Origin of the sequence: Oceanobacillus rekensis, from assembly GCF_002153375.1 — a bacterium.
GTDB lineage: Bacteria > Bacillota > Bacilli > Bacillales > Amphibacillaceae > Oceanobacillus > Oceanobacillus rekensis.
In genome coordinates this window covers 19889-43834 of sequence record NZ_MTBQ01000007.1, presented here as the reverse complement: position 1 = coordinate 43834, position 23946 = coordinate 19889, and the positions used below count along the sequence as shown (strand labels likewise).

22 protein-coding genes and 1 pseudogene are annotated in these 23946 nt (G+C 34.7%); 5 read left to right on the top strand and 18 right to left on the bottom strand.

Features of this window, described 5'->3' with window-relative positions:
* Positions 1-160: 160 nt before the first annotated feature.
* From BV906_RS15845 to BV906_RS15830, 4 genes are all read right to left on the bottom strand, one after another.
* On the bottom strand, positions 161-1444 hold the full coding sequence (locus BV906_RS15845) for an O-acetylhomoserine aminocarboxypropyltransferase/cysteine synthase family protein (RefSeq protein ID WP_087974600.1): 1284 nt from the start codon (positions 1442-1444) through the stop codon (positions 161-163).
* 868 nt (positions 1445-2312) lie between these two features.
* Entirely contained in the window at positions 2313-2501 is a 189-nt protein-coding gene (locus BV906_RS15840; RefSeq protein WP_140322013.1) for a hypothetical protein, read from the bottom strand.
* Positions 2489-2872: an MDR/zinc-dependent alcohol dehydrogenase-like family protein gene (locus BV906_RS15835; protein WP_087974598.1), complete on the bottom strand. Its 384-nt coding sequence runs from the start codon at positions 2870-2872 to the stop codon at positions 2489-2491. The genes BV906_RS15840 and BV906_RS15835 overlap by 13 nt, the downstream gene beginning before the upstream one ends.
* 538 nt (positions 2873-3410) lie before the next feature.
* Positions 3411-5237: a V4R domain-containing protein gene (locus BV906_RS15830; protein ID WP_087974597.1), complete on the bottom strand. Its 1827-nt coding sequence runs from the start codon at positions 5235-5237 to the stop codon at positions 3411-3413.
* Between the two features lie 658 nt (positions 5238-5895).
* On the opposite strand from BV906_RS15830, the gene BV906_RS15820 reads away from it, so the two are divergent.
* The 5 genes from BV906_RS15820 to dmpG are packed head-to-tail and all read left to right on the top strand — an operon-like array spanning position 5896 to position 9948.
* On the top strand, positions 5896-6372 hold the full coding sequence (locus BV906_RS15820) for a flavin reductase family protein (protein WP_087974595.1): 477 nt from the start codon (positions 5896-5898) through the stop codon (positions 6370-6372).
* A 23-nt stretch (positions 6373-6395) separates the two neighbouring features.
* Complete coding sequence (locus tag BV906_RS15815; RefSeq protein WP_087974594.1) at positions 6396-7232, top strand: FAD synthetase family protein; 837 nt, start codon at positions 6396-6398, stop codon at positions 7230-7232.
* A 19-nt stretch (positions 7233-7251) separates the two neighbouring features.
* The gene (locus BV906_RS15810) at positions 7252-8025 is read left to right on the top strand and encodes a 2-keto-4-pentenoate hydratase (protein WP_087974593.1); all 774 of its coding nucleotides are present in this window, start codon (positions 7252-7254) and stop codon (positions 8023-8025) included.
* An 11-nt stretch (positions 8026-8036) separates the two neighbouring features.
* Positions 8037-8918, top strand: a complete 882-nt coding sequence (locus tag BV906_RS15805; RefSeq protein WP_087974592.1) for an acetaldehyde dehydrogenase (acetylating) — start codon at positions 8037-8039, stop codon at positions 8916-8918.
* A gap of 1 nt (position 8919) precedes the next feature.
* The gene (dmpG, locus tag BV906_RS15800; protein ID WP_087974591.1) at positions 8920-9948 is read left to right on the top strand and encodes a 4-hydroxy-2-oxovalerate aldolase; all 1029 of its coding nucleotides are present in this window, start codon (positions 8920-8922) and stop codon (positions 9946-9948) included.
* Positions 9949-10300: 352 nt separating this feature from the next.
* On the opposite strand, the gene BV906_RS15795 is transcribed toward dmpG, so the two are convergent.
* From BV906_RS15795 to BV906_RS15730, 14 genes and pseudogenes are all read right to left on the bottom strand, one after another.
* Positions 10301-11188, bottom strand: coding sequence for a fumarylacetoacetate hydrolase family protein (locus BV906_RS15795; protein WP_245844219.1), 888 nt, complete (start codon positions 11186-11188; stop codon positions 10301-10303).
* 194 nt (positions 11189-11382) lie between these two features.
* The gene (locus BV906_RS15790) at positions 11383-12963 is read right to left on the bottom strand and encodes an MFS transporter (protein ID WP_176330377.1); all 1581 of its coding nucleotides are present in this window, start codon (positions 12961-12963) and stop codon (positions 11383-11385) included.
* A 312-nt stretch (positions 12964-13275) separates the two neighbouring features.
* Positions 13276-14271 carry a VOC family protein gene (locus tag BV906_RS15785; RefSeq protein ID WP_087974588.1) on the bottom strand — a complete coding sequence of 332 codons (996 nt, stop codon included), beginning with the start codon at positions 14269-14271 and terminating at the stop codon, positions 13276-13278.
* Positions 14272-14309: 38 nt separating this feature from the next.
* Positions 14310-15473 carry an acyl-CoA dehydrogenase family protein gene (locus BV906_RS15780; RefSeq protein WP_087974587.1) on the bottom strand — a complete coding sequence of 388 codons (1164 nt, stop codon included), beginning with the start codon at positions 15471-15473 and terminating at the stop codon, positions 14310-14312.
* Complete coding sequence (locus BV906_RS15775) at positions 15470-16330, bottom strand: alpha/beta fold hydrolase (RefSeq protein WP_176330376.1); 861 nt, start codon at positions 16328-16330, stop codon at positions 15470-15472. The genes BV906_RS15780 and BV906_RS15775 overlap by 4 nt, the downstream gene beginning before the upstream one ends.
* A 445-nt stretch (positions 16331-16775) precedes the next feature.
* The gene (locus BV906_RS15770) at positions 16776-17054 is read right to left on the bottom strand and encodes a recombinase family protein (RefSeq protein ID WP_087974586.1); all 279 of its coding nucleotides are present in this window, start codon (positions 17052-17054) and stop codon (positions 16776-16778) included.
* Between the two features lie 20 nt (positions 17055-17074).
* A complete protein-coding gene (locus BV906_RS20290) occupies positions 17075-17194 on the bottom strand; it encodes a recombinase family protein (RefSeq protein ID WP_087974585.1) in 120 nt (39 codons plus the stop codon).
* 12 nt (positions 17195-17206) lie between these two features.
* A complete protein-coding gene (locus BV906_RS15760; RefSeq protein ID WP_087974584.1) occupies positions 17207-17425 on the bottom strand; it encodes a hypothetical protein in 219 nt (72 codons plus the stop codon).
* A gap of 308 nt (positions 17426-17733) precedes the next feature.
* Positions 17734-18417 (bottom strand): DUF421 domain-containing protein, encoded by a 684-nt coding sequence (locus BV906_RS15755; protein WP_087974583.1) that lies wholly within the window; start codon positions 18415-18417, stop codon positions 17734-17736.
* A gap of 23 nt (positions 18418-18440) precedes the next feature.
* On the bottom strand, positions 18441-19019 hold the full coding sequence (locus BV906_RS15750) for a CBO0543 family protein (RefSeq protein WP_087974582.1): 579 nt from the start codon (positions 19017-19019) through the stop codon (positions 18441-18443).
* Between the two features lie 153 nt (positions 19020-19172).
* Positions 19173-20042: pseudogene (locus BV906_RS15745) on the bottom strand (phospholipase D-like domain-containing protein); the annotation flags it as partial.
* Between the two features lie 170 nt (positions 20043-20212).
* Entirely contained in the window at positions 20213-21325 is a 1113-nt protein-coding gene (locus BV906_RS15740; RefSeq protein WP_087974581.1) for a Ger(x)C family spore germination protein, read from the bottom strand.
* Entirely contained in the window at positions 21312-22415 is a 1104-nt protein-coding gene (locus BV906_RS15735) for a GerAB/ArcD/ProY family transporter (protein WP_087974580.1), read from the bottom strand. Before BV906_RS15735 ends, BV906_RS15740 begins: the two co-directional genes overlap by 14 nt.
* Positions 22393-23883, bottom strand: a complete 1491-nt coding sequence (locus tag BV906_RS15730) for a spore germination protein (protein ID WP_087974579.1) — start codon at positions 23881-23883, stop codon at positions 22393-22395. Before BV906_RS15730 ends, BV906_RS15735 begins: the two co-directional genes overlap by 23 nt.
* Positions 23884-23946 lie beyond the last annotated feature (63 nt).

Below are 23946 nucleotides of genomic sequence, written 5' to 3'. Positions count from 1 at the left end.
ATGAAACTCTCTTTATTTTTCGCTTTTAACTGTTGTAAACATATATACCTGCTAAGGGTAGGCTCTATTTTCAGTTCACCAAAGAACCAAATATTAAAATTATACTAAGCTAGAGCTTGTTATATTAAAAAAATATTAATAAAGCCTGCTACCTATAGTATTAAACCTGTTGTGCTTTTGTAATTGCTTGATCCAAATCAGCAATAATATCTTCTACTGCTTCGTGGCCAATAGATAAGCGAACAAGATCTTCAAATACGCCTGCAACTTTTAATTCTTCAGCAGATAATTGCTGATGGGTTGTAGAAGCCGGATGGATAATTAACGATCTTGCATCCCCTACGTTTGCTACATGTGAGAATAACTCTACGCTGTCAATTAAGCGACTACCTGCTTCACGACCACCCTTAATGCCAAATGTCAAGATAGAGCCGTAGCCATTTTTTAAGTATTTGTTGGCAAGTTTATGTGTTGGGAAATTTTCAAAAGCATTGTAGTTTACATACTCAACCGATGGGTGGTTTTGTAAGTATTCAGCCACTTTCAGTGCATTATCGTTTTGTTTGGCAACACGCAAATGAAGCGTTTCTAAACCTTGCAGGAAATTAAATGCTGCATCCGCACTTAATGTTGGACCGAAATCACGTAGTAATTGAACACGCAGTTTTGTGGCAAATGCAACAGCAGCTGTGTCAATTCCATAACGTAAACCATGGTAGGATTCATCTGGTTCTGTAAAGCCGGGGAAACGGCCTTGTGTCCAGTCAAATTCACCCGCATCAACAACTACCCCACCAATTGTTGTACCATGTCCGCCAATCCATTTTGTTGCTGAATGTACGACTACATCTGCTCCAAAGTCAATTGGGTTTGAACCATATGGTGATGGAAAAGTATTATCGATAATTAACGGTAAGCCATACTCATGTGCAATATCTGCTACTGCTTCAATATCTAAAATATTTAAACTTGGGTTACCAACTGTTTCTGCAAAAATTGCTTTTGTTTTTTCCGTAATTGCTGAACGGAAGTTTTCTGGATTTGTTTCATCCACGAATGTTGTTTTAATACCATAATTAGGTAGTGTATTCGTAAATAAATTATATGTACCGCCGTAAAGTGAGCCAGCCGCAACGATTTCATCACCTGTTCTAGTAATGTTTAAAATAGAAAATGCGATTGCAGCCATCCCTGATGAAAGTGCTACTGCAGCAGTTCCTTTTTCTAATAATGCTACACGTTTTTCAAATACGTCCACTGTTGGATTCATAATACGTGAATAAATATTACCTGGTTCCTGTAATCCAAAAAGACGTTGTGCATGAGCAGTATCTTGGAACTCATAAGACGTTGTACGGTAAATCGGTACAGCGATTGCTCCTGTTGCAGGATCAGGCTGTTGTCCACCATGTAATAATAGAGTTTCTGGTTTAAAATTTGTCATTGAATAATTCCTCCTAGTTAGAAAAGTGAATTAGATATCCTATTCGACGTATAATAGTTTATTTAATAATTCAATGTTGATTAGTATAACATTAGAAAATCATTATAGCGTAATACTTAAAACGTATCACTTGATATAGCTTTAAACTATAGCAAGTTTTCTCTCCCATAAAATAATCCTAAGATCAATCACGAAAATTTAGGGTGATTTTAAAAATATGAGATGAAATTAAAAACTCTGATTCTTTTAGAAAATGGCCCAGTTGTGCAATAGGGTTTTGATAAAACTATTTCAACAAATCTTCCCCTTAAGTACATTAGTAATATAAAAATAGCTCAACTTTTGCACCAAATAGATTAAGTAGTATTTTTCACAATCTCTTCTAACCTTAATATAACTCCAATTTGAATGTGTTGCTCCAGAAGCTGAATGATTAGAAAAAGACCCCTTCTTATAAAAGAAAAGCTCACGATTCTGCAATAAATTTTATGTAACCGCTCTTTAATAGGAGTGTTAAGGAGAAATCACTTGAAAATTAAAAAACTATCCACAGAGAGCTATGTCCAAATGGATAGTCTATCTAATCTCACTCTTTATCTTTTTTATTTATATAAATTAGCAATGTCTACTTTTTCAATTAGTTATAAGCTTTAATCAATTTCTGTGCCATTCCTGTTCGTGAAGATGTTTCAATTGCATCAAGAAGCTGATGGTGAGCTAGAGCATGGGCAAAATCAGGCGTAAAGTTGGTACCTTCACTAATATCCTTTGCAAATTGTGCATATAGTCTTCTTGTATTACTTGATACATCTTAATTCACAAAGCTATTGTAAATCTACTAAAAGGCGCCCTTTTACTTCTCCACGTTTCAAGCGTTCAAAAAACCATTGCCAATTTCTTCAATTGTAATAGTCGATAAAACAGGGTCGAGTTCTCCTGTAGCCATTAGTTCATAAACACCGGCTAAATCATCATTGCCTCCACCCACTGAGCCTAAAAGTCGAACATGTTTATTTATTAATTGATTAGTATTAATTTCAGCTTTCAAACGTCCCATGCCAACTTGTACGACACGACCGTAATTAGTGACAGCTTCGATAGCACTTGCTGTCGTCGTACCATACCAGAAAAGTCTATGATTAAGTCTAAGCCTACATCAGCCAGTTCTGTGATATCGGAAACAACTTTTTTAATACCAATAGATTCAGCTAATGGCCAGACGTCTTCTTTTACTTCTGCTGCATACACTTCTGCCCCTTTTAAAACGGCAATACGAGCACCGATTTGTCCAAGACCTACAATACCAATAATTCCAAATTTTTCACCCGGTTTGACTTTTCCTATTCCAACAACAGCATGGTGTGCAACTTTACCGGCATCTGTAGCAGCTGCAGCTTTGATGAAGTCAACTGAATCAGGAATTTTCACAACTCCATTATTTACATTTTTAGATGCGGTATTATAAAGATAGGGCTAGAACTTGATATGGAGAGGTTTTATACAATTGCTTTTTTCCGGCATGCGACCAGGAGAATTAACTGCGTTAAAGAAGTCTGATTTAGACTTTTAAGAATAATACGATAATAATTAGTAAAACATTATACAATGAAACAAGTAATATAAAGCCTACAAATTAGATACAAAACGAATAAAGCAAGAACAGTTGATATGGATGAGAAAATAATGTCAATGCTTAAAAAGTTAGTTCAGAGAAATGAGAGTGTAACAGAAGTATCGACTACAGCAGCTCATATAAAAAATTAAATAGGAGCAGGGAGTACAGTGAGGACCTTTCTGCATTCCTGAACCATTTGCTTACCTCCTTAACGCTGTGCCGCACTTCTTGTATGTTCCCTCATAGCAACAACTCTTTGTATTCTACAAAGTCAACTAGAGATTTTAATATTCAAGATATACAACTGACTTGTTTACAATAAACATCAATGAATAATTAATTATCCAATAATTAAATTTTAATTTCACCAATGGAAATAAGTGATTCTATTATTAATAATAAATAAGAAGCGTTTGTGAAGTCTTTTAAATCTTTTTCGATTATTTCCTCAATTTTACGTATACGATATTGGATACCTCCTATAGATAGCGAAAGATCCTTCATTGTTTTTTCTAACTTGCCTCCATTTATAAGATAAATGTATAAGGTATAAAGTAATTCTTTATTTCGGTCCTCTGAATCCAATAACCGTCCTAGCTCTTTGTTTGCAGTATTCTTTAAATCATTAACATTAATTCCTTGGAGGAAAGTTCCTAGTAATCCTAATTCATCAAATTGAATAACATTTTGAGAGCGAGGTAAATTTACAGCTTGTTCTGCTTGTTCTAATGAACTATGAAAATGAGTTAAATCATCAAATACACTACTAATTCCTACTTTATAATTGTATTCGTTATCTATTTTCTGTGAATGGGATAATACTTGATTTATTCTTTTTTGAAAAGATGTTTTATTAACAGAAAAAATTAAAATTACAATTTTATCTTTATAATTACTTAATAATCCATCTAATGAGTATATTTTTAATGTGTTAGAGATTTGTATTACTTTTTCATACAAGTCAATAGGGGCATTAGTAGATTCTTTTGGGCTACATTCAAACATTAAAGTTATATAAGGATCTGTTATTTCATTTGTAATATATTTTAATTGTGAAGAGATTTCATCTATAGAAATATATTGCTTCTGTATTAAACGATCGAGTATATTAATTTTTAATCGTTCTGTTGTCTCAAAACTAATTTTTTCATTAATAAAACATAATGTAGATACAGTAGACAATCTTTCTAAAAATAAATAATCATTTTTATCGTACAACAACATATCTTCATAAACAAAATAACAAGTAAAAAGAGCTTTATCATCTAAATAAATCGGTGTACTCATCAGGTAAGAGTTATTAATTTGTTCTACATTAGTTCTATGTTTTCTTTCTTTTATTATTTTTTTATTGCTAATTAATTCATTATATTCAACTTTGTCAATACCATACTTACTAATAATATTCCCGTTCAATTCTTCAATTACAATAGGAACTTTTAAAATTTGATAGGCTGCTTTCACGACTTCATCGATACTGTTTTGCTCGATAACAGATTCCGTTAATTGCACATGAAAGTCCGTAATTCTTTCGAGAAGTTTCTTCTGGGAAAGTAGTGTATCATATGTAATCTCTAACTCGTTTAAAATAGATTGATCATCATAAATGGGTAAATAATCTTGTGAATTTCGTTCCCAGTATTCCTTTGTATTCACTTCGAATGTACAATCTGCGTCACCTTTAGAACGACAAGTTAATTCTTTAACAAATATTTCTTGGTTAAATATTACAGATAAACTCCCACTAGCATAACCACTTAAAGTATAACAAGTACATTCATCTGCGATTCCAAAATGCTTTAAATGCAATTTTACTTCAAAAGAATCTTTCCACTTGCCGGGATCTTTCGACTTGGCTGCTTTTTCATTAAATATTATTTGATTATCTTCTATATTTGATCTTGGAATGTCGTATTCAACATTAGAAACATGACCTAAGCTCACATGATTATTAGTAATTGATTCTACGATACCTAAGATGTCGTTAATAGGCTTCGTAGAATCAATTACTTCCTTTGCTTTATTCTCTCCTAATACTTTTCCGAAACGCATTAAGAATGCTTTGGCTTTTTCTTTTCCCATATGTTCAAATAAAGCTTTTCGTAAGATACCGAATGATTCAGATGTAATCACTATGTCGGAGTGATCAAAGTTGTCTAAATGAGTAATTTCATTCATAATACAATCTCTCCTTCCGATGAAAGCGTTTACCTAATTACCTTATATTAGTCCATATATTATTATTATACAACAATAAAAATTATGGTTATAGTCTAAGATTACAATAAAATAACATTAAAAGTACTAAAATGTCATTCTGCTTATCCACGGAAATTAAAACAAGATTTCTTGGAAATACATTCTTAATATTTTATTAACTAAGTAATTGCCTTTCCAAAAAGCCATACGATAGAATAAAACAATTATTTTTACTGAAAATATTTGAGTTTTCAATAATTCCTTATCTTGTTTAGAGATTCTATATTGGATAAGATTTAGATAGTAATAAAAATGACAATGCCGTAGTAAGAATGCCTGGGGCCGAGGATATTTTGCTGTTTGTAGATGTTTTATTAGAAGATGACTCGGTGGTGCTGCAATAATTAAAAACAACACTATTGAACCTACTTCGATAACTGTAAGCGTTATCAAACTCACTGCTTCTATATAAGAGAATACAATATTCTCTTATAGTCATAATCTATTTGGTTATGAGGGCGCGACTATGGAGTAACTAAGTCAGCATATTAGACGCATCGATGTTTATTTTTGTGGTTGCTGGGATTCTAATTGTCATTTAAAGAAACATAATAAAAAATTTAAAGGTGGGTTTATAATGGATGATCGTTTATTTCGAAATGCAATGGGAAGTTTTGCAACAGGGGTTACTGTGATCGCAACGGAAACAAATGCAGGTGCACATGGAATGACAGCGAATGCCTTCATGTCGCAGTCACTGGAACCAAAACTTGTTATTATCTCATTAAAAGAAGATGCACATATGTTAACAAAAATTAAGGAGAGTGGGCAGTTCTCCGTTAACGTCCTTTCTGAAAATCAACAGGATTTATCGAGGATTTTCGCTGGTCAGGTGCAGAGTGAAAAAGAAATCATGTTTGATTATTTGGACGGAAAGCCGGTAATTCCCGGTGCCATTGCACAAGTTGCCTGTAACGTTAAATCAGAATATGTCGAAGGCGACCATATCATTTTTATAGGGCAAGTAACTGATATTCATTTAGAAGAAGAAGAACCACTCATTTTCTCTAAAGGAAAATACCGCACATTGGAAAAAGCAGTAATCGCAAAATAATTGTCAGGAGTGAGAAAATCCTTATGAAAACAATACATTTAAATTCCAGTAATTTCACGTACTGGAAACACCGTTCAACACCAAATGTTATGGCACTGGGTTTTTTTGATGGGATTCATAACGGACATAAAAAAGTGATTAAGACTGCCGGTGATGTCGCAAAAAAGGGAAATCTTCCACTGGCAGTAATGAGCTTTTTTCCACACCCAAAAACGATTCTATCAAAAGGCAATACTACGTTTGATTATTTAATGCCAACTTCAAAAAAAGCATCCATTTTAGAATCCTTGGGTGTTGATACGTTTTATGTGGTGGAATGTGATAAGGATTTTCTTTCTCTTCTTCCAAAACAATTTGTATCAGACTATCTACTTAATTTGAAGGTGGTGCATGCAGTAGCAGGTTTTGATTTTTCTTATGGACATCGGGCTACAGGTAATATTGATCGAGTTAAGAAAGATTCCCACGACCAAATTGACGTTACAAAAGTCAAAAAGATTGATTTCCATGGTAAAAAGATCAGCTCAACATGGATACGCGAGCTCATCTCTAATGGAGAAATGGAACAGTTATCAAATGTTCTAGGAAGATACTATGAAACCGAAGTGTACTGGGACGGGCAGTGTTTCAAATTAGCACCGTATTATATGCTCCCCGCCAAAGGAATGTATAAAGTAGCGATTAAAATAAATGAAAGAGTTCAAGAAACAGAAGTCGTCATTCCTAAAAATCAGAATAGGATCTACCTAACAGAAAAATTAATACACAGGTTTATTCGGAGTGATAAAGTAGAGATTATTTGGTCACATCAAATACCTGTTGTACAAGAAATTCATTCTAGCAGTGCGTTTACTGTATAGCTTAAAGGAGAGTTAATCGATGAACATAGAGAAAGCTGTTCATGCACTTATTGAAGTAGAGAAATCAAAAGAAACTATCGAAGCATTTACATCACAGGGAGAAATAACAAAAGACCAAGCTTACCAAATACAGTTAGCTATTATTGATTACAAGAAAGAAAAAGGTGCGAAAGTGGTGGGTAAAAAAATTGGGCTAACAAGTAAAGCAATGCAAGACATGTTAGGAGTAAGCACTCCTGATTATGGCCACCTTCTAGACAATATGATTTACAGTGAAGATATGGCCATCTCGTTAGACCAATTTATCCAGCCGAAAGCAGAATTCGAAATCGGTTTTGTATTAAAGGAGCAACTAAAAGGACCTGGAGTAACCATAGAAGATGTTATAAAAGCAACGGATTATGTTGTACCAGCTATTGAAATTATCGATAGCCGAATACGAGATTGGAAGTTTAAATTTGAGGATACCGTAGCAGATAACGGATCATCAGCTGGTGCAATCATCGGAAGAGACTCCAAACCATTGACTGAAATTAATCTATCAGAAGTAAAAATGTCATTATATAAAAACGATGAATTCATTGATTCTGCGTACGGTTCGACTGTAATGGGCAACCCACTTGAAGCAGTTGCATGGCTGGCAAATGAGTTAGGTGTCTATGATATTTCACTGAACGCTGGAGAGATCATTCTGGCTGGGGCTTTGTCCAAAGCCATTCCAATTGAAGACGGAGATCAATTTAAAGCTGAATTTGAAAATCTGGGAACCGTTTCAGCAACGTTTATAAAATAAGGAGGGTTTATATGTCAAAATGTAAAGTTGCTATACTCGGTTCAGGTAACATTGGAACCGATTTAATGTATAAAATTGAACGATCAGACGTATTAGAATTAACAATGGTGGCAGGAATTGATCCTAATTCAGAAGGGTTGCGTCTAGCGAAAGAACATGGTTACCTTACTACAACCAAAAGTATCGATGGACTTCTCAAATATCCGGAAAAATTTGAAATGGTATTTGACGCAACATCTGCAAAGATTCATCAATCTCATAGTGATAAACTCACCTCAATAGGAAAACAAGTGCTTGACCTAACACCAGCTGCAATTGGACCATTCGTTGTGCCATCAGTGAATTTGGATCAATTACAAAGCGAACCAAATGTTAACTTAGTTACATGTGGTGGTCAAGCTACCATTCCTATTATTCATGCGATTAATCTTGTCTCCCCTGTTTCTTATGCAGAAATTGTTGCGACGATTTCAAGCAAAAGTGCAGGACCTGGAACACGAGCAAATATTGATGAATTTACACTGACAACAGCAAATGCTATTGAAAAAGTCGGTGGTGCAAAAAAAGGAAAAGCAATAATTATTCTAAACCCTGCTGAACCGCCAGTTATGATGCGTGACACGATTCATGCAACCATAGAAGAAGAAGGTAAAGAAGCTGAAATCCTTCAATCTATTAAAGATATGGTAAAGGAAGTACAAACATACGTTCCTGGTTACCGCATGAATACAGAACCTCAAATTTCAGGAAAAGAGATTTCTGTCTTTGTTGAAGTCGAAGGTGCAGGAGACTTCTTCCCTACTTATTCTGGTAACTTAGATATCATGACAGCAGCTGCAACGAGAGTAGCGAATGAATTAGCATTACAACGAGCTAAAGAAGGAGTGAATTAAGATGAATAACCGCAGTTTTGAGATTGTGGACGTAACACTCCGTGATGGAAGCCATTCCATGAGACATGCGTTTACTAAAGAACAAGTAAGAGAAACGGCAAGAGGATTGGACAAGGCTGGCGTGAATTATTTCGAGGTATCACATGGAGATGGTTTAGGTGGGTCTTCCATGCAATACGGTCTGTCCAAAGTAGATGAGCTAGAATTAATTGAAGCTGCAGCGGCTGAATGTAGCCAGGCAAAAATATCCGTTCTGCTAATACCTGGGATTGGAACGAAGAATGACCTAAATGACGCTGTAAAAGTAGGCGCAAACATGGTACGTGTAGCAACTCATGTGACAGAAGCAGATGTGGCTAAGCAGCATATTACGCTAGCGCGCGAACTAGGCTTAAAAACAATAGGATTTTTAATGATGGCACATATGGCACCCATTGAAAAACTCATCGAACAAGCAAAGTTATTTGAAAGCTATGGGGCAGAAGTTGTTTATGTAACCGATTCAGCTGGTGCACTCTTACCACATGAAGTCACGGAAAGAATTACTGCACTAAAAAATGAACTTTCTTGTGAAATTGGATTCCATGGCCATAACAACCTATCGATGGCCATGGCAAATACACTTGCTGCAGTACAAGCAGGAGCCACGTATATCGATGGTAGTTTACGTGCATTAGGTGCAGGAAGCGGTAATACGCAAACAGAAGTAATGGTTGCCGTGCTTGAAAAAATGGGATATCACACAGGTGTTGACCTTTATAAAATTCTTGACGTTGCTAATGACGTTGTTGCAAAATTTATGCCACGCCCTCAAGAGGTTACTGGTTCAAGCTTAATGATGGGTTATTCTGGAGTGTATTCTAGTTTCCTTCTACATACAGAAAAGGCTGCGAAAAAGTTCAATATTGATGAAAGAGATATCTTAGTTAAATTAGGTAAAATGCAAGCAGTCGACGGCCAGGAAGATCTTATTTACGAAATAGCTGCGAGACTTCAGCCTTTGCTAAGTGAATCAACATATGACATCTAAATATGCCGCTAATATGAAATGCGTACAACATTGATTTATATGTAGGTAAATAATCAGTTATAAAATACAAGCCTTTAAGTCCGTTAGTTAAGATTATCTCTTTTCTAAGAACTTAAGGGCTTTTTTCGAGTTTCTAGAATTCAAAGATTCAGGACATTGGGTAACAATCTAAAACGATGAACGGAATGCCTCAACGAATTTTTTTCAAAAGGAAAAAATCATCCAATGTGAATCTGCTATAGAACCCTTCACCTATCTCCATAAGCCAATATGAACAAGCAGCACAAATTAGTAACGTTCTCTGTGCTGCTTGTTTTAACATTTGACATTCATATGATATGAACTAATTAACTTATTTACGAATAAATGTGTTTTTTAATGTACCGATTCCTTCAATTTCAATGATAGTTTCATCTCCGTGTTGTAAATACTGTCTTGTACTAGGATCCATTCCTAAAATAACCCCCTCCGGAGTCCCAGTTAAAATAATATCTCCAGGTCTCAACGTCATATGACTAGATAAATAAGAGATAATAGATATGCAGTCATAAATCATTTTTGACGTATTTGAATGCTGCCTGATTTCTCCATTTAGATATAATTGAATATCCAATTGCTGTGGATCGTCAATCTCGTCCGCTGTCACTAACACGGGGCCGATTGGACAATATTGGTCAACAGACTTCCCGAGCATCCATTGATGTGTTCGCATTTGCCAATCTCGAGAAGAAACATCATTTGCAATCGTATAACCGAATACATACTGTAATGCTTCTTCTCTAGTAATATTTTGAGCTTCCTTTCCAATCATAATCGCAAGCTCAGCCTCATAATCATTTTCTAATGAATCTTTAGGCATTACAATTGGTTCATTGTGCGCATGCAAGGAATTATTAAATTTATTAAACAATACTGGATGCTCTAAAACATCCAAATTGGATTCATCTGCATGTTCCTGGTAGTTAACGCCTACACAAATAATTTTTTCAGGTGAACTTGAAACAGGTAAATACTTTAATTCTTCTTTAGAAACAACATAACGATTAATTGACTTTTCTTTAATCTTACCTAATAATTCATCAACAAGGTACTCTTTACCAATGATTGATTCGATATTATCTGGAAAAACAACTTTAAAATCCTCTGCAGCAGTTGTTAAGTCAATTATTCGATTTTCTAGCTGAAGACCAATATGACCTTTATCATTTATCGAAAAACGTAGCAAACGCAAAATAATCACTCTTTCTTATTTTTTATATTTTAACAGTCAATAATTTTGATAGAATCGATACAAGTTTTGTATAAAAGAAAGCAGTATAAAATAATTTTTCTACTGTTATAAAATTAGTGATCTGTTAGCTCTTAACCCTAATCTGTTAGTTACCTGCTTCCCGTGCTTTTACAATTAGCTCTAGCTCAACATCTGTAAACCCTTTAACTCTTTGCAACATCTTCTTTTAAGATAATTGTATTCTGCTCCTGTTCTAGTTTTGGAGATTTCTTTAATAAAGTTAAACTTAATATTATAATGAATAAACATAATCCAAAGCAAACGAGAGCAATAGTTTGTATAGCGAATTCAGTACTTAAATTGTTAATCTGATAAACCAGTGCTTCAAACGTAATATTAGCTGATGAAAGAGCAGACGATAGAGTAGAAGAAATTTCGCCTGTTGTGTTCGCCGTTAAAATATCATTTGATAGTTTAGCGTTAATACCATTATCTGCCGCAACTACTGCAATATTATTTTCGAAGCCTTTTGACTGCGAAATACCGTAAAGTGTTGAACCAAATGTTGCACCAAGTGGTAGGCCTAAATCTTTAAATAATGTGAATAAGCCTGTACCAACACCTTTTTTCCCTTCTGGCGCTTCCGTAATAACAATTTTCATTAATGCAGCATTTATGCAGCCTGAGCATATCCCAATAAAGACCATAACTAATAATACGTATGTTAAGCTTGAACTCATATTTACAAAGTAGAAAATAGTTACACCAACGAGTGATGAAGCTAAGGCAAAAATAATCAAATATACTGGGCGGTATTTATCTAAATATCGTCCAATAAATGGCGAAATAATTGCTGCTATACTAAAATTTACAGTTGTAATTAAACCAATTCCTACGGCTGTCCAGTCTGCACGGTTAGCACCATAAAACATTAGGGTGTAAAGAATACTTAACATAATTATATTTTGACCTGTAATTAAGATAGCTGAAACTGCAATACCTCTAATTTTTAATACAGATAGATCTAATGTAGGTGCTTCACTCCGACGATCATACATTAACAAGCTAGCTAAAATCACGAAAATTAACCCGAATTGAATGAGCGTAAACGGTGAAAATAATCCGAAGAATCCGATTGACATAGGTATAGATACAACGGATGCAATGAATACCATAAAAATGACTGCCCCAGTATAGTTGAGTTTTGTTTTCGCCACTTGTAGTGTAGTCGAAGGTACGAAAATTGCTACTAGTAGGAACCCAATAAACGCTAGTGTACCACTTGTAACGAAAATTGCGCGCCAGTTAAACGTTTCAATAAGGAAGCCTGAAATAAGACCGCCTGTACCTGTCGCGATATAAATAAATAGCATGAAAATACCAATTGCACGCCCACGCTTTTCCTCGGTAAAAATATCCGAAATGTAAGCAAATACATTTGGGAATATACAAGCATACCCAAAACCTTGAATAACTCGCGCAATTAAAAACACAGTTAGAGTTGGGCTAAACGAAGCTAAAAATTCGGATAGCGAGAAAATGAGCATACCTGCTACAACGATTTTTTTGCGTCCAATTTGGTCACCGAGACGACCAAATAATGGTGCTAAAGCGATTGCTGTAATATAATAACATACGGTCACTATACCCACAAATTGTGTAGGTAGTGCAAACTGTTTTGCAATGTATGGGAGTGCAGGTGTTAAAAAGGCATTTGCTTCTAACGTAACGAAAATACCAGAAAGTAACACAATAAATATAACCCATGGTGAACGTTGTTTCATATACATACCTCCTAAGTTTTTTAACGGTAAAACGATAAATCAATAAGCAAAATTATCCATGAAATATAAACGTATGAGATAGACTTTAGCAGGCGCCAATTTATTTAGTACGCTCACCTCTTCAAACATTAGACTTTCATTCGTTCCCATGTTGCATAATTGGAAGGGCCAATATAGCAAAGCACTGGCTGACCGCAGAAATGGAGCTATCGTTCCATGTCCATAATTTTAATATAATAAATACAATTTTTATAAATTGGTAAAAGAAAACAGTAGAAAATATTTTTCTACTGTTTTTAAATTAGTAATCTGTTAGATTTTAATGCTCATCTCTCCACCAGCATTTATTGTAGGCTTATCTAGTTCTGATGCACCACCAGTTTGCTCGCCCCAATACGTTACTGCAAATTCAGCCTCTTCTATCGACCACTCAACAGGTTTCCAATCTGGTTCGAGAATTAAATAGCTGTTAGAGAATAGCTCCAATCTTAAACCGCTTCCAGGATCAATTACATAAAGATATACAGCTTGAGTAATTCCGTGTTTCCCTGGTCCGACAAATTTAAATCCTTCTTCAGATAACATATCGGCTGCGCGTAAAATATCTTGTGCATTATCTGTAAAATAAGAAATATGATGCAATTCATGTGGTGATTTCATATCCGGTGTTGACATAACTGCGATATCATGAACAAGGGGGGTTACACTTAACCATGCAGATCCAATAGCATCATTTGGTAACTTAAAATATTCCCGTACTTTAAACCCTAATTTTTCTATTAAGAAATCAATAATTAAATTTGCATCCTCGTTCGTTCCAATATTGACGTGATCAAAACGACGAGGTGAAATTCCTTTTCTCCAGGCTTTGTATGTTTGATTTTTTAGTCGTGCTTTACGAGAAGGGTCTGCAGGTGTTTGATCCATCTCGAAATATAGCTCAAAATTATGACCAGTAGGCAATTGAAAACGAATCGCTTCACCTTGACCAACTTCAACTCCTGCTGGGACTTTCTCTATTTTAACTTCTGCCTCTTCCAGTAACTCAGTAAAATAGCCAACATCTTCAGGACGTTTCGTTTTGAATGCAATATGATCCACTCGTGATTCGTCTCCGGCAGTTAAAGATAATGTATGATGTTCAAAATCTCCCCATGCACGCAAGTAATGTACACCATCAACTTCTTCTGTCTCTTCTAATCCAACTACTTCCTTGAAAAACCAAAGTGATTTCTCTAAATCCGTTGAAACAACAGCAACATGTCCTAATTTCGCAATTTCAGGTAATACTCTGTATTCCGTTTTCATTTCAAAACCCACCTTTTTGTATTTTTTTTGCATAAAAATTACCCTAATGAAAATACGTCAAATCCTAACTCACTTTTACCGTAATTTTCTAGGGCGTCTTCATAAAGTGACGTCATATGTGTCGATAAATTAATCATATCCCGTGAGATCATTTCAATAGGATGCCCTTTAATAGCTACAAATGCACCCAAAGTAACCGTTGCTTTTATGACAATATCAAGACATAGTTTGATAACTTTAGCTCGTAGCGCTTGAGTTGTAGCTGGTTTATATTCATCAATTTTATCTTCTAGTAGACTAATATATTCTTTCATTAACGCTTCTGCTGCTTGAAAATTTATCGCCATTTCAGCAAGGACGCGCTGAAACTTAGGAGTCTCACCTTTTAAGCTTCCATCCATTCTTCTTACATTTAAAATATGTTTTTTATATTCGGAAATTGTACGTTCCGCTCCACCAAGGGCGACCGCAGGGAACCCAATGAAAAATGCAGACATATATGATGGTTTATAATAAAGATAGTCCGACTCTATTGCTTCATTAAAAGCTTTCTTTGATGGAATGTCATTGAATCGAAATGTCAGATCTTCTGGAATAAATAAATCCTTTATCACAATTGAATTACTTCCTGAGCCTCTTAAACCTAAAGGGTTCCAGTTTTCAATAATTTCGAGTTCAGAAACCTTCACAACTAAACCGAGACGCTCTGGTTCAGGTTCCCCGTCAAAATGATGTATTGCTGCTACAGCAACCCAATCGGAATAATTGATACCGCTTACAAAATCCCATTTTCCATTAATAATGAACCCACCTTCAACTTTCTCCGTTTTTCCCATAGGTGCAAAAATATCCGCAAGTAGTGCATCAGCATGGAAAATTTCATCCATGCGATGTTTTGGCAAGAAAGTTGCCCAAGAGTTATGCAGTGAATAGAAATATGTTAGCCATGATGCAGACATATTGTAATAGCCTACTTTCTTAATCATATCTGTGAAAGTAGTAAAATCAATTTGTGGTTCTCCATAAATTTTAGGCCAGATTAGGCGATTAATGTTTTCCTCTTTAATTAACTGGACAACATTTTTAGAAATTGTTGCATTTAAATCTGCTTCTAGAGCTTCTTCTTCTGCTAGTCTTCCAATTTTCTCAGCGCTTAGCATTAATTTGTTGTAAATTCCAGTATCTTGGACTTGTACTGTCATTCGACTTGCTCCTTTCTGTTAAGGAATGATTCTAATATTTCATGAAAGCGATCAGCTTTTTCAATTTGTACCCAATGACCACATTCCTTCAACAAAACGAGTTCTGCATTAGGCAAATGCTCCATTAACCTGAGACTAGATTCTTTTGGTACAAAACTATCTTCATAACCATGTACTAATAAAATCGGTTGCTCCATACGTCTTAATGCACTCGTTGGAATCTGCATTTCAAATGGCGTTTGTGGAAATAATTTGGGATAAATTTCTTTATAGCCTGGCTGCATTACTATTTCATATCGTTGTTTAATAATTGATTCAAGTTCATCCCCTAATACTGATTCATCGTATAGAAACCAAGTAATTAAGTTTCGGAAATCCTCATATGTAGGATTTTTATAGAAACCAGACATTCGAACTATTTCTGGAGTAGGACTTACATCAGCAGTAGGAGCACCTCCACTTCCCATTAAAATCACTTTTTCGAAGCGATCAGACGAATGCATAACTGCATGCAGAGAAATTATTCCACCCATTGAATTTCCAATTAATGTTCCTTTTTCAATGCCGTAATGATCCATTAATTGTAATATTTGCTCTATACGTAAACGAGTCCATTGCCAAAAGGTCAAATCAGTATCTTCTGGAATTTCTGTTTCGCCAAAGCCAACTAAGTCTGGTGCAATGACATGGTAATTTTCACCAAAATGCTCTAAGACATTTTTCCAGTTCGTTATACCATTTGCACCTGGCCCTGAACCGTGTAAAAAAATTAAAGCTTCTTTATTACCAACACCTGATTCATAAAATACAGTTTGAAAATCACCTGTTTTTAAAGTTTTTCTTTGATATTTAATCATTACATCCCCTCCTTAACTTCAATTATAATTAACATTAATATTAATTATAATTGTTGTAATTATTGACTTTTTCTAATTTTTCAATAAAGATAATTGTTTTCGCAACTACTAAATTTCTAGTTGCTAAAGGATACAAAAAATAAATGCTGGGAGCAGACCCTTTGGTTGGAGTTTGTAGTGCTAAAGTTATGAATGAAAAGTATGGAGGCTAATAGAATACCTGCTTCAAGGGCTAAAGAGTATTTTGATAATTTGAGAAAGCAAGAAAAGATACCGATCCATGAAGTTAGAGTAGAAAATCTAATTTTAGGGGGTACTTTTTGGCTAAATATAGTGAAGAATTTAAAATAAAGCTCGTCACCGAGTATTTATATGTAGGATATAAATTATTGGCCAAAAAATATAATATGGGTAGCGAAACATCCATAATTGAATGGGTGAAAGTCTATAGAGCAATAGAAATTCCTTGTCGCTGCCTTTCTAAGATTTTCAATCGGTCTTGCTCTGCATTGTAAGACAATAGTTCTCTTGCTAAATTCATGATTAACTTGCCAAATTCATCCTGATATTTTGTTGTATCTAAAATAGGCATATCAAGAACAACAATATCAATTCCTCGTTCAATAAATTCATTCCACTCTTTATCAATTTCTTTTTTATTACGGCCGAGACGATCTAACTCGGCAAAGACAACAATATCCTTTTCCCTAATAAATTTTTTCATCTTCCTATATTCTTCACGTTCTAATCTTTCCCGGACTTTTTATCGACAAAAACCTTTTCACATCCATAATCATTTAGGGATTGGACTTGCCTTGCTATATTTTGTCCTTTTGAACTTACGCGTATATAACCGACTTTCATAAAATTATCCCTCTAATCTTGAAACTCTCTATTACCTAAATAATTAATGACAAATGCCCAAAGCTCTTTAGATACTTCAATTTCATATTCCTCTATTACTGGTTTGTAAGATTGTAAAGCCTCTTTTAACCCTTCTTCCGAAATGTATGTCCTTTTAGTTGCATGGTTAAATTCATTAACTCGCTCAATAACAAATTCATTATTATCCTTATAAATCTTTAACGTTTTCATATAATCACCCTTTATTTTCTAATATATCAGATTGAACACTAAAAACCTTAGTGAAAAGCTAGATCACTCCTGTTCAATTTGAGCATACTCTAATTGAACAATAATAATAAAGGTAGTTTCCTTCATATAGAGGTAGCGTCAGGAAAATGCGGATTTACAACGTTAAGGAAATCAAAATATAAAAAGTCTAATTTCTCGGTGTTATAAGTGAAAAATTAGGCTTTAATTACTTCATTAAAGCGCCTGATTGTTGAAGACTAAAGTTTATATTCACCAAGAAAATTGATATGCTCTTATCCTAACAAATTTTATTTAGGACTTACATGTATGCCTTCACTCTCTCGCCAATCTGCGTAGAGTATACGCTTTACATTATCATATCCATTGGTAGTTAATTGGTTATCTAACCACTGTTGATCAAATCCGAGTTCATGTAAATTATCCCATAAAATTTCCCCATCTATAATTAACGATGTTGGGAGGTCTACTGGACTTTCTGGAAGATTGAGATCTTGCTTGTCTGGTTTTTGATACTTGGATTTTAATAATAAACTTAATTGCCCATTAGCTTCCAATATACCGTATTTGACTTCGCGAACTGAAAAGACATTATTTTGACGGAGTATACTCAATACTTGATTTACATCCAATTTGTTCTTTGTAAGTAACTTTCTGTCCATAACACCATCTCGAATGATTATGTTAGGATTGCCTAATAAGAGAGAACGTGTCGATTTATTTTTTAGAGTCATAAACTCTATTCCCAACATAAGAAACGTCCACAATCCGATGGCATATAAAAAATGAAAAATCCCTACCTTATCTTCATAAATGGTATTTCCTAAAAAATCTCCAAGTACTAACACAAAAACTAAGTGAAACGGGGTTAACTGATAGATGGATGTTCTGCCTGTTATGATAATGATAAAAAATAAAGTGGCAAAACCAACGATGACTTTGATCGTCAGTAAACCAATATTAACTTCTTCCAAAGTTTTTTCCTCCAATTTAAATTTTACTTAGTTGTAAGATCTTGAGGTTTAGATAAAGAGGCTAGTTTTAGTATTAAAGCTCGAGTTACAATTCCAACAATGATGTAATATATGAATGAATATCTGTATCTCCACTCTAAATAGTTAACAAGTTTGACCCACTCGCAAAAGGGTTCACCTATAAAGGCATATGTTAGTGCCATAATGATCTGGGCTAAAATAAAAGATTTCCATGTTCTAAAATATTGATATAACAACATGTAAGCTACAGGTACCATTGAAAAATCAAAAGGAAAGGCCCGAGGAATAATAGGTAGGAATGCAATGGGGTAATCCCAAAAACTATATTGTGCACCAACTACGTCTAATAAGGTTGTTGTCAAGATAATTATGGTACCAAATAACAAAATTTCTAAAATAATGTCTCGTTTAACAAGTTTAGCCCATATAACCCAAGGCACAATTAAAAAAACTACTAGAATCCACCATTCCCAAGTTAAAAACTCATTTTTTAGCCAACCATTTAATTCTAAATGATAGAGCTTATCTTCTAATAAACGTATTTCCTTTAGATTTTCAAATATATTATTTATTGATATCACCCCTATATTTAAAATTAAAAGGTAACAGATATTTTTGAATTCAAACTCTTTGAGCTGCCTTTTTAGTATTATTAATAATGAATTTCCATCGTAAATAACAAAAATTTTTAAATCTAGATTTAAGATAGAACAATAAAAACAGAATACATCAACTTATAATAATGGAGAAAGCAGGCGAGCACCCTGTTCAACAATGCGCTCGGTCAGGGATCGTTGCAACAAGTCTTCAATTCTTAATGGTACAGAATCAGTAAGATCCCTCTCGAACTGCTCTGTGAGTTCCCTTGCCACATCAGCACTGTACACGACTTGACACACCTCATAATTCAGGCGAAAACTTCTCATATCATAGTTTGCTGCGCCTACTTCTGCAATTTCCTCATCAATGATCATCAGTTTCGCAGATAACATTCCTTTATTGTACTGGTAGATTTGGACCCCAGCTTCTATAAGTTCCCCGTAATAGGTATGACTTGAAAAGCCCACGCTTTTTTGATCAATGTGGCGAAGAACCAGCAATCTTACGTGCACACCACGAGCCACAGCTGTCTTTAATGCCATGATAATATCTGTTTTTGGTACAAAGTAGGGTGTTGTTATATCAATAGTCTTGGTCGCCTGTGTTATACATATAAAGTAAGCTTGACGAATAACTGGGGTAGGAATTCCAGGGTTTCCTTCCAACGTATGGATGTACGCTTTTTGCAATGTCCCTGTCTTTGGGTATATGTCCATCTCTTTACCATCTATGGTGCTCAACTCTGACCCCAATTCGGCTGACCATCTGGAAAGATCTACTCTTCCGATTGGATTGATTTTCGTTACCTCAGATTTTGTTTTCAGATTTGTTTTCGATTTTATCCGTTCCGGCACAGCAATATTCCAATGAACGTCAAAGACAGTCTGCAAATCGACTGATGCTTCTCCTGTTATTTGTAAATGAGTATCCCTCCAGAAGCCAACGTCAGGATTCAATCCTGTATATTCATATCCAACGTTCATGCCACCAGTAAAAGCTTTCTTTCCTGCAAAATATCGATTAAAGCAAGTGCAAGATAGCGTCTAAAGTGACAGGCATACATATGCTCTTTTTTTATGACTGTGTCTCCGTTGTATCGCTGTTATGAATAGAAGTCTAATAAAAATAGGTCAAAAAATAATATCAGAAAGAAAAAGGTGATCAACTTCAGTGATCACAAAATGATTCCACTACTTCTAACATTGACTTTTACCTTTGGATTAACAAGGATATGCTCATAATAATTTTCTCCCTTTATTTCTTTCCATATAGATGGATGAAAGGCAATGAGTTCTCTGCCTAATCCAAGTACGTCACTTTGATTCACTGCAAGTTTTTTGAACAGAGCATCCGCTTTTTCAGTGAGAATCTTTGATAATCGATTTTCCAAAAAATTGATCATTTCCTGCTTATCTAAATGGTCTGGAGGATAGTCAACAATCTCTACGTCCAATTGCAGCATAATATCAGCATGTACCTTTTCTTCTTTTTCCAACCTAAGTTTTCTTGATACGCTTTTTACATTATAGCTGACGGATCCGCCAGCTTTTTTATCTAACTGTTCTGTTAAAAGTGCTTTTTTGGATTGTGTTTCCATAAATAATAATAGCAAAGTACTTTCAGCAGGGGAAAGAAACTGTCCGGTAAAGCTGTGGTCATGAAAAAGAGCAGCCCCATTTATTTTAATTTCATTATCTTCCTCGTCCTTGCTCAGATAAGGGAGCATGAAATCTTTTCCTTCATCAAACAAATAGGTGCGAATCGATCTTAGTGTAATATCCTGGATCTCCGAATGTATTTCACTGCTGTGAATCAATTCGTACAGATATTCCCCTTTTTCAACTTCATTTTCGGATAAATGGGTAATTATCTCATTTGCACTGTTATCTGTCACAGCAATTTTGGCGTTTAAATCCACCCTTGGATCCCGGTAAAGAGGATCCATCACATTGTAGATATCACCTTTGGCGACGTCGATTCCTAAGATTAAAGTTCTTCCTTTTGCTGGATCGTAATTACCAGGTACGCTTTGATCAATTGTCATGCTTGCTTCTTTTATCGAACCTCCTTTTCCAGTTACCAGTTCATTCGATATGGATATTTCCCCCCTGCTTGACTCACTAATATTCAGATCTCTAATAATTGAAGTTGTTTGATAATCACCATTCTCATTCAAGTCAAAACCTGATACATACACAGTACGGGAATTCTTTAGAAGTCTTTCATCCCAGCACCCAGCTAGTAATGGAAGAATAAATAAGATCAAGAAGAGCTCAGTTTTTCCCATAGGTCGATGCCGCCTCTCTTTTAAAAATAATTGTTATTAAAAGCAGTAGGATAGGGATAATAATGCCGAAAATTAAACATAAATGCTTTAACCATTTTTCAAGTAAGGTAATATCCATATAATAAAATATTATCGAAACGATAAGGACGAATGTTCCAGATAGTATCACAGCAAATTTATGTTTGATATGGATTAATTTACTTATTCCCATACTTGCTGAGAAGGTGTAGCTAATAATAGTAGTAAAAACTATCAGACCCCAGAAAGAAAGAAATATTAAATCTAATCGGCTTAAAATTCTTATTTCCATCGCACTTAGTATATATAGAACCGGTTCCGACGTGGTTTTTATTTCTTCAGGACTAAGCATTACGGTACTTAGAATCACAATATACGTTAAAAAAATGGTTACAAATAATACTGCTAAAAAAACTCCTTTCAGTGCTGAAATAGTTTTAGACTGCTTTATAAAAGCAAAATAAATAAGTAATGTTTCAAACCCTATGAAGGATATCATTGAATCACTAGTGCTTTTAAGAATATTCCATCCACCACTGGAACCAATAGGGAAGAGATAGCGAACATCTATGTATGGATCACCATAAACCAAAAACGTAATGAAGAATAAAAACAGAATGAATATGAATAGTAAAGAAAATAAAGATACCAAATTTTTTATATTACAAATACTTCCGTAAATAAGTAGAACGAATGCTATCAAAAATAATATCCATGCTGGAGTTTCAGGGAGTATCCATCGTTTCAAGGTATCCACATATATAATGAAGATATAACAAATCACTGTGAGCAGGTAAATAATATATAAAAAATTTAATATAGTTCCAGAAGTTTCTCCCAAAATTACTTTAGAAAAATCAAATAAGGTAAGATTGGGGAAATTCCTGCAAAGTAACCAAATAAGCAGTACAATTAGTTGAATAAAAAATCCAGAAATTAAAATGGAAATCCATCCGTCACTGCCTGCCGCGTCATGTGTTTGATGAGGTAATGATAACAAGCCTACACCAATCATCGTTTGCACCAGCAGAAAAAATAAATTTACAGAACTAATACGGCTCTTCACTCTCATCTAGTTTCCACTTCCTTGATCGTTTTTCTTGCTTATAATGAGGAGAATTTTTAGAGTGTTTATACATCATCCAAGAAGGAACACGAATGATAGTATCTTTAAAATCCTCCATGTTCAATGGAACAAAAGGTGAAAAATATGGAAGACCGAATGAAGTAAGGCGTGACAAGTGAATTAACACAAATAACACTCCAACGACAATTCCTAAAAAGCCGAATATAGCTGCCAATAGCATTAAAGGAAATCCTAATATACGAATCGAGCTGCTCATTTCTAGATTTGGTTGAACAAATGATGAGACTGATGTTAATGCAACAACTATAAGCCCACCATAGGAGACAATTCCTGCCTCAACCATTGCTGTTCCTACAACTAGCCCTCCGACGATCCCAAAAGTCGTGGCGACGGAAGGTGGCAGTCGAATGGAAGCTTCTCTAAGCAACTCTAAGGAAAGCTGCATAATCATTAACTCTATAAATGGCCGAAATGGTACGTAGCTCAACGAAGACTGCAGCGAATAAACAAGCTCCAAAGGAATTGCTTCATAATGGAATGAAACGAAAGCAATATATAATGCCGGTAGAATTAGTGCAATGATATAGCTGAATAGACGTATAAATCTAAAAAATGAACCTAACCACCAACGGGTAATATAGTCATCCGGTGTTTGAAAGAACGTCATAAATGTTGCTGGCAATATAATTACAGTAGGACTTCCATCTATAATTAAAGCGACCCTTCCGTCCTTTAAATTTGCTGAAGCTCGATCTGGCCGTTCTGTAAGTAAAAGCTGGGGAAATGGAGTAACTGTATGATCTTCAATGCAATCCTGAATATCTCCTGCTGATCGGATGGAATCAAGCGTAATACTTTTTATACGTTGTTCAACCTTTTTGATGATTTCCGGATCTGTCACATGATCCAAATAAATTAGTGATACATTCGTTGTTGTTGAGGAACCCAATGTATAATTTTTAACCGTGAAATCGGGTGATTTTGTTACAGTACGGAGTAAAAAAATGTTTTTGTCTAAGCTTTCAACAAAACCTACTTTTGCCCCAAGGATTGTTTTTTCTATGATAGCCTCTGAAACTTCTCTATCGGTTGATGCGTTCGTTTTCAGCAGGAATCCTTCACTATTCCTGCCTTTTTTTATTAGCAGACAATAACCGTCTAATAATCCGTTGATGGCTATTTTATTACTTTTTGCAGTGCTGATCTCCTGGCTATATAGTTCATTTAAAATATTGTTGTTTTCCATTTTTATAAGCGGTTTAATTATTTTTGATTCAAGCTTTTCCTGATCAACTAATGAATTGATGTAAAGGATAATATAGATTTGATTATTGCTATGTATTTCACGGTCTTTTAAATCGCTGGTATGATTTAATTGACTTTTGATATTCTCTATGGAGAGATTTTCCTGATTTATCAAAGACTTTTTGGATTTATTTCTTTTAAGTCTCATCCCTGCACACCCTTTTTACCGCCACTTCTTGTTAGTAGTATGTGGAATTTGAATACAATTATG

Bases quoted from the DNA above. Each gene is read 5' to 3' on its own strand.
- BV906_RS15845 (WP_087974600.1), bottom strand. From the start codon at position 1,444: ATGACAAATTTTAAACCAGAAACTCTATTATTACATGGTGGACAACAG.
- BV906_RS15840 (WP_140322013.1), bottom strand. From the start codon at position 2,501: ATGGGACGTTTGAAAGCTGAAATTAATACTAATCAATTAATAAATAAA.
- BV906_RS15830 (WP_087974597.1), bottom strand. From the start codon at position 5,237: ATGAATGAAATTACTCATTTAGACAACTTTGATCACTCCGACATAGTG.
- BV906_RS15820 (WP_087974595.1), top strand. From the start codon at position 5,896: ATGGATGATCGTTTATTTCGAAATGCAATGGGAAGTTTTGCAACAGGG.
- BV906_RS15815 (WP_087974594.1), top strand. From the start codon at position 6,396: ATGAAAACAATACATTTAAATTCCAGTAATTTCACGTACTGGAAACAC.
- BV906_RS15810 (WP_087974593.1), top strand. From the start codon at position 7,252: ATGAACATAGAGAAAGCTGTTCATGCACTTATTGAAGTAGAGAAATCA.
- BV906_RS15805 (WP_087974592.1), top strand. From the start codon at position 8,037: ATGTCAAAATGTAAAGTTGCTATACTCGGTTCAGGTAACATTGGAACC.
- dmpG (WP_087974591.1), top strand. From the start codon at position 8,920: ATGAATAACCGCAGTTTTGAGATTGTGGACGTAACACTCCGTGATGGA.
- BV906_RS15790 (WP_176330377.1), bottom strand. From the start codon at position 12,963: ATGAAACAACGTTCACCATGGGTTATATTTATTGTGTTACTTTCTGGT.
- BV906_RS15785 (WP_087974588.1), bottom strand. From the start codon at position 14,271: ATGAAAACGGAATACAGAGTATTACCTGAAATTGCGAAATTAGGACAT.
- BV906_RS15780 (WP_087974587.1), bottom strand. From the start codon at position 15,473: ATGACAGTACAAGTCCAAGATACTGGAATTTACAACAAATTAATGCTA.
- BV906_RS15775 (WP_176330376.1), bottom strand. From the start codon at position 16,330: ATGATTAAATATCAAAGAAAAACTTTAAAAACAGGTGATTTTCAAACT.
- BV906_RS15770 (WP_087974586.1), bottom strand. From the start codon at position 17,054: ATGAAAAAATTTATTAGGGAAAAGGATATTGTTGTCTTTGCCGAGTTA.
- BV906_RS20290 (WP_087974585.1), bottom strand. From the start codon at position 17,194: ATGAAAGTCGGTTATATACGCGTAAGTTCAAAAGGACAAAATATAGCA.
- BV906_RS15760 (WP_087974584.1), bottom strand. From the start codon at position 17,425: ATGAAAACGTTAAAGATTTATAAGGATAATAATGAATTTGTTATTGAG.
- BV906_RS15740 (WP_087974581.1), bottom strand. From the start codon at position 21,325: ATGGGAAAAACTGAGCTCTTCTTGATCTTATTTATTCTTCCATTACTA.
- BV906_RS15735 (WP_087974580.1), bottom strand. From the start codon at position 22,415: ATGAGAGTGAAGAGCCGTATTAGTTCTGTAAATTTATTTTTTCTGCTG.
- BV906_RS15730 (WP_087974579.1), bottom strand. From the start codon at position 23,883: ATGAGACTTAAAAGAAATAAATCCAAAAAGTCTTTGATAAATCAGGAA.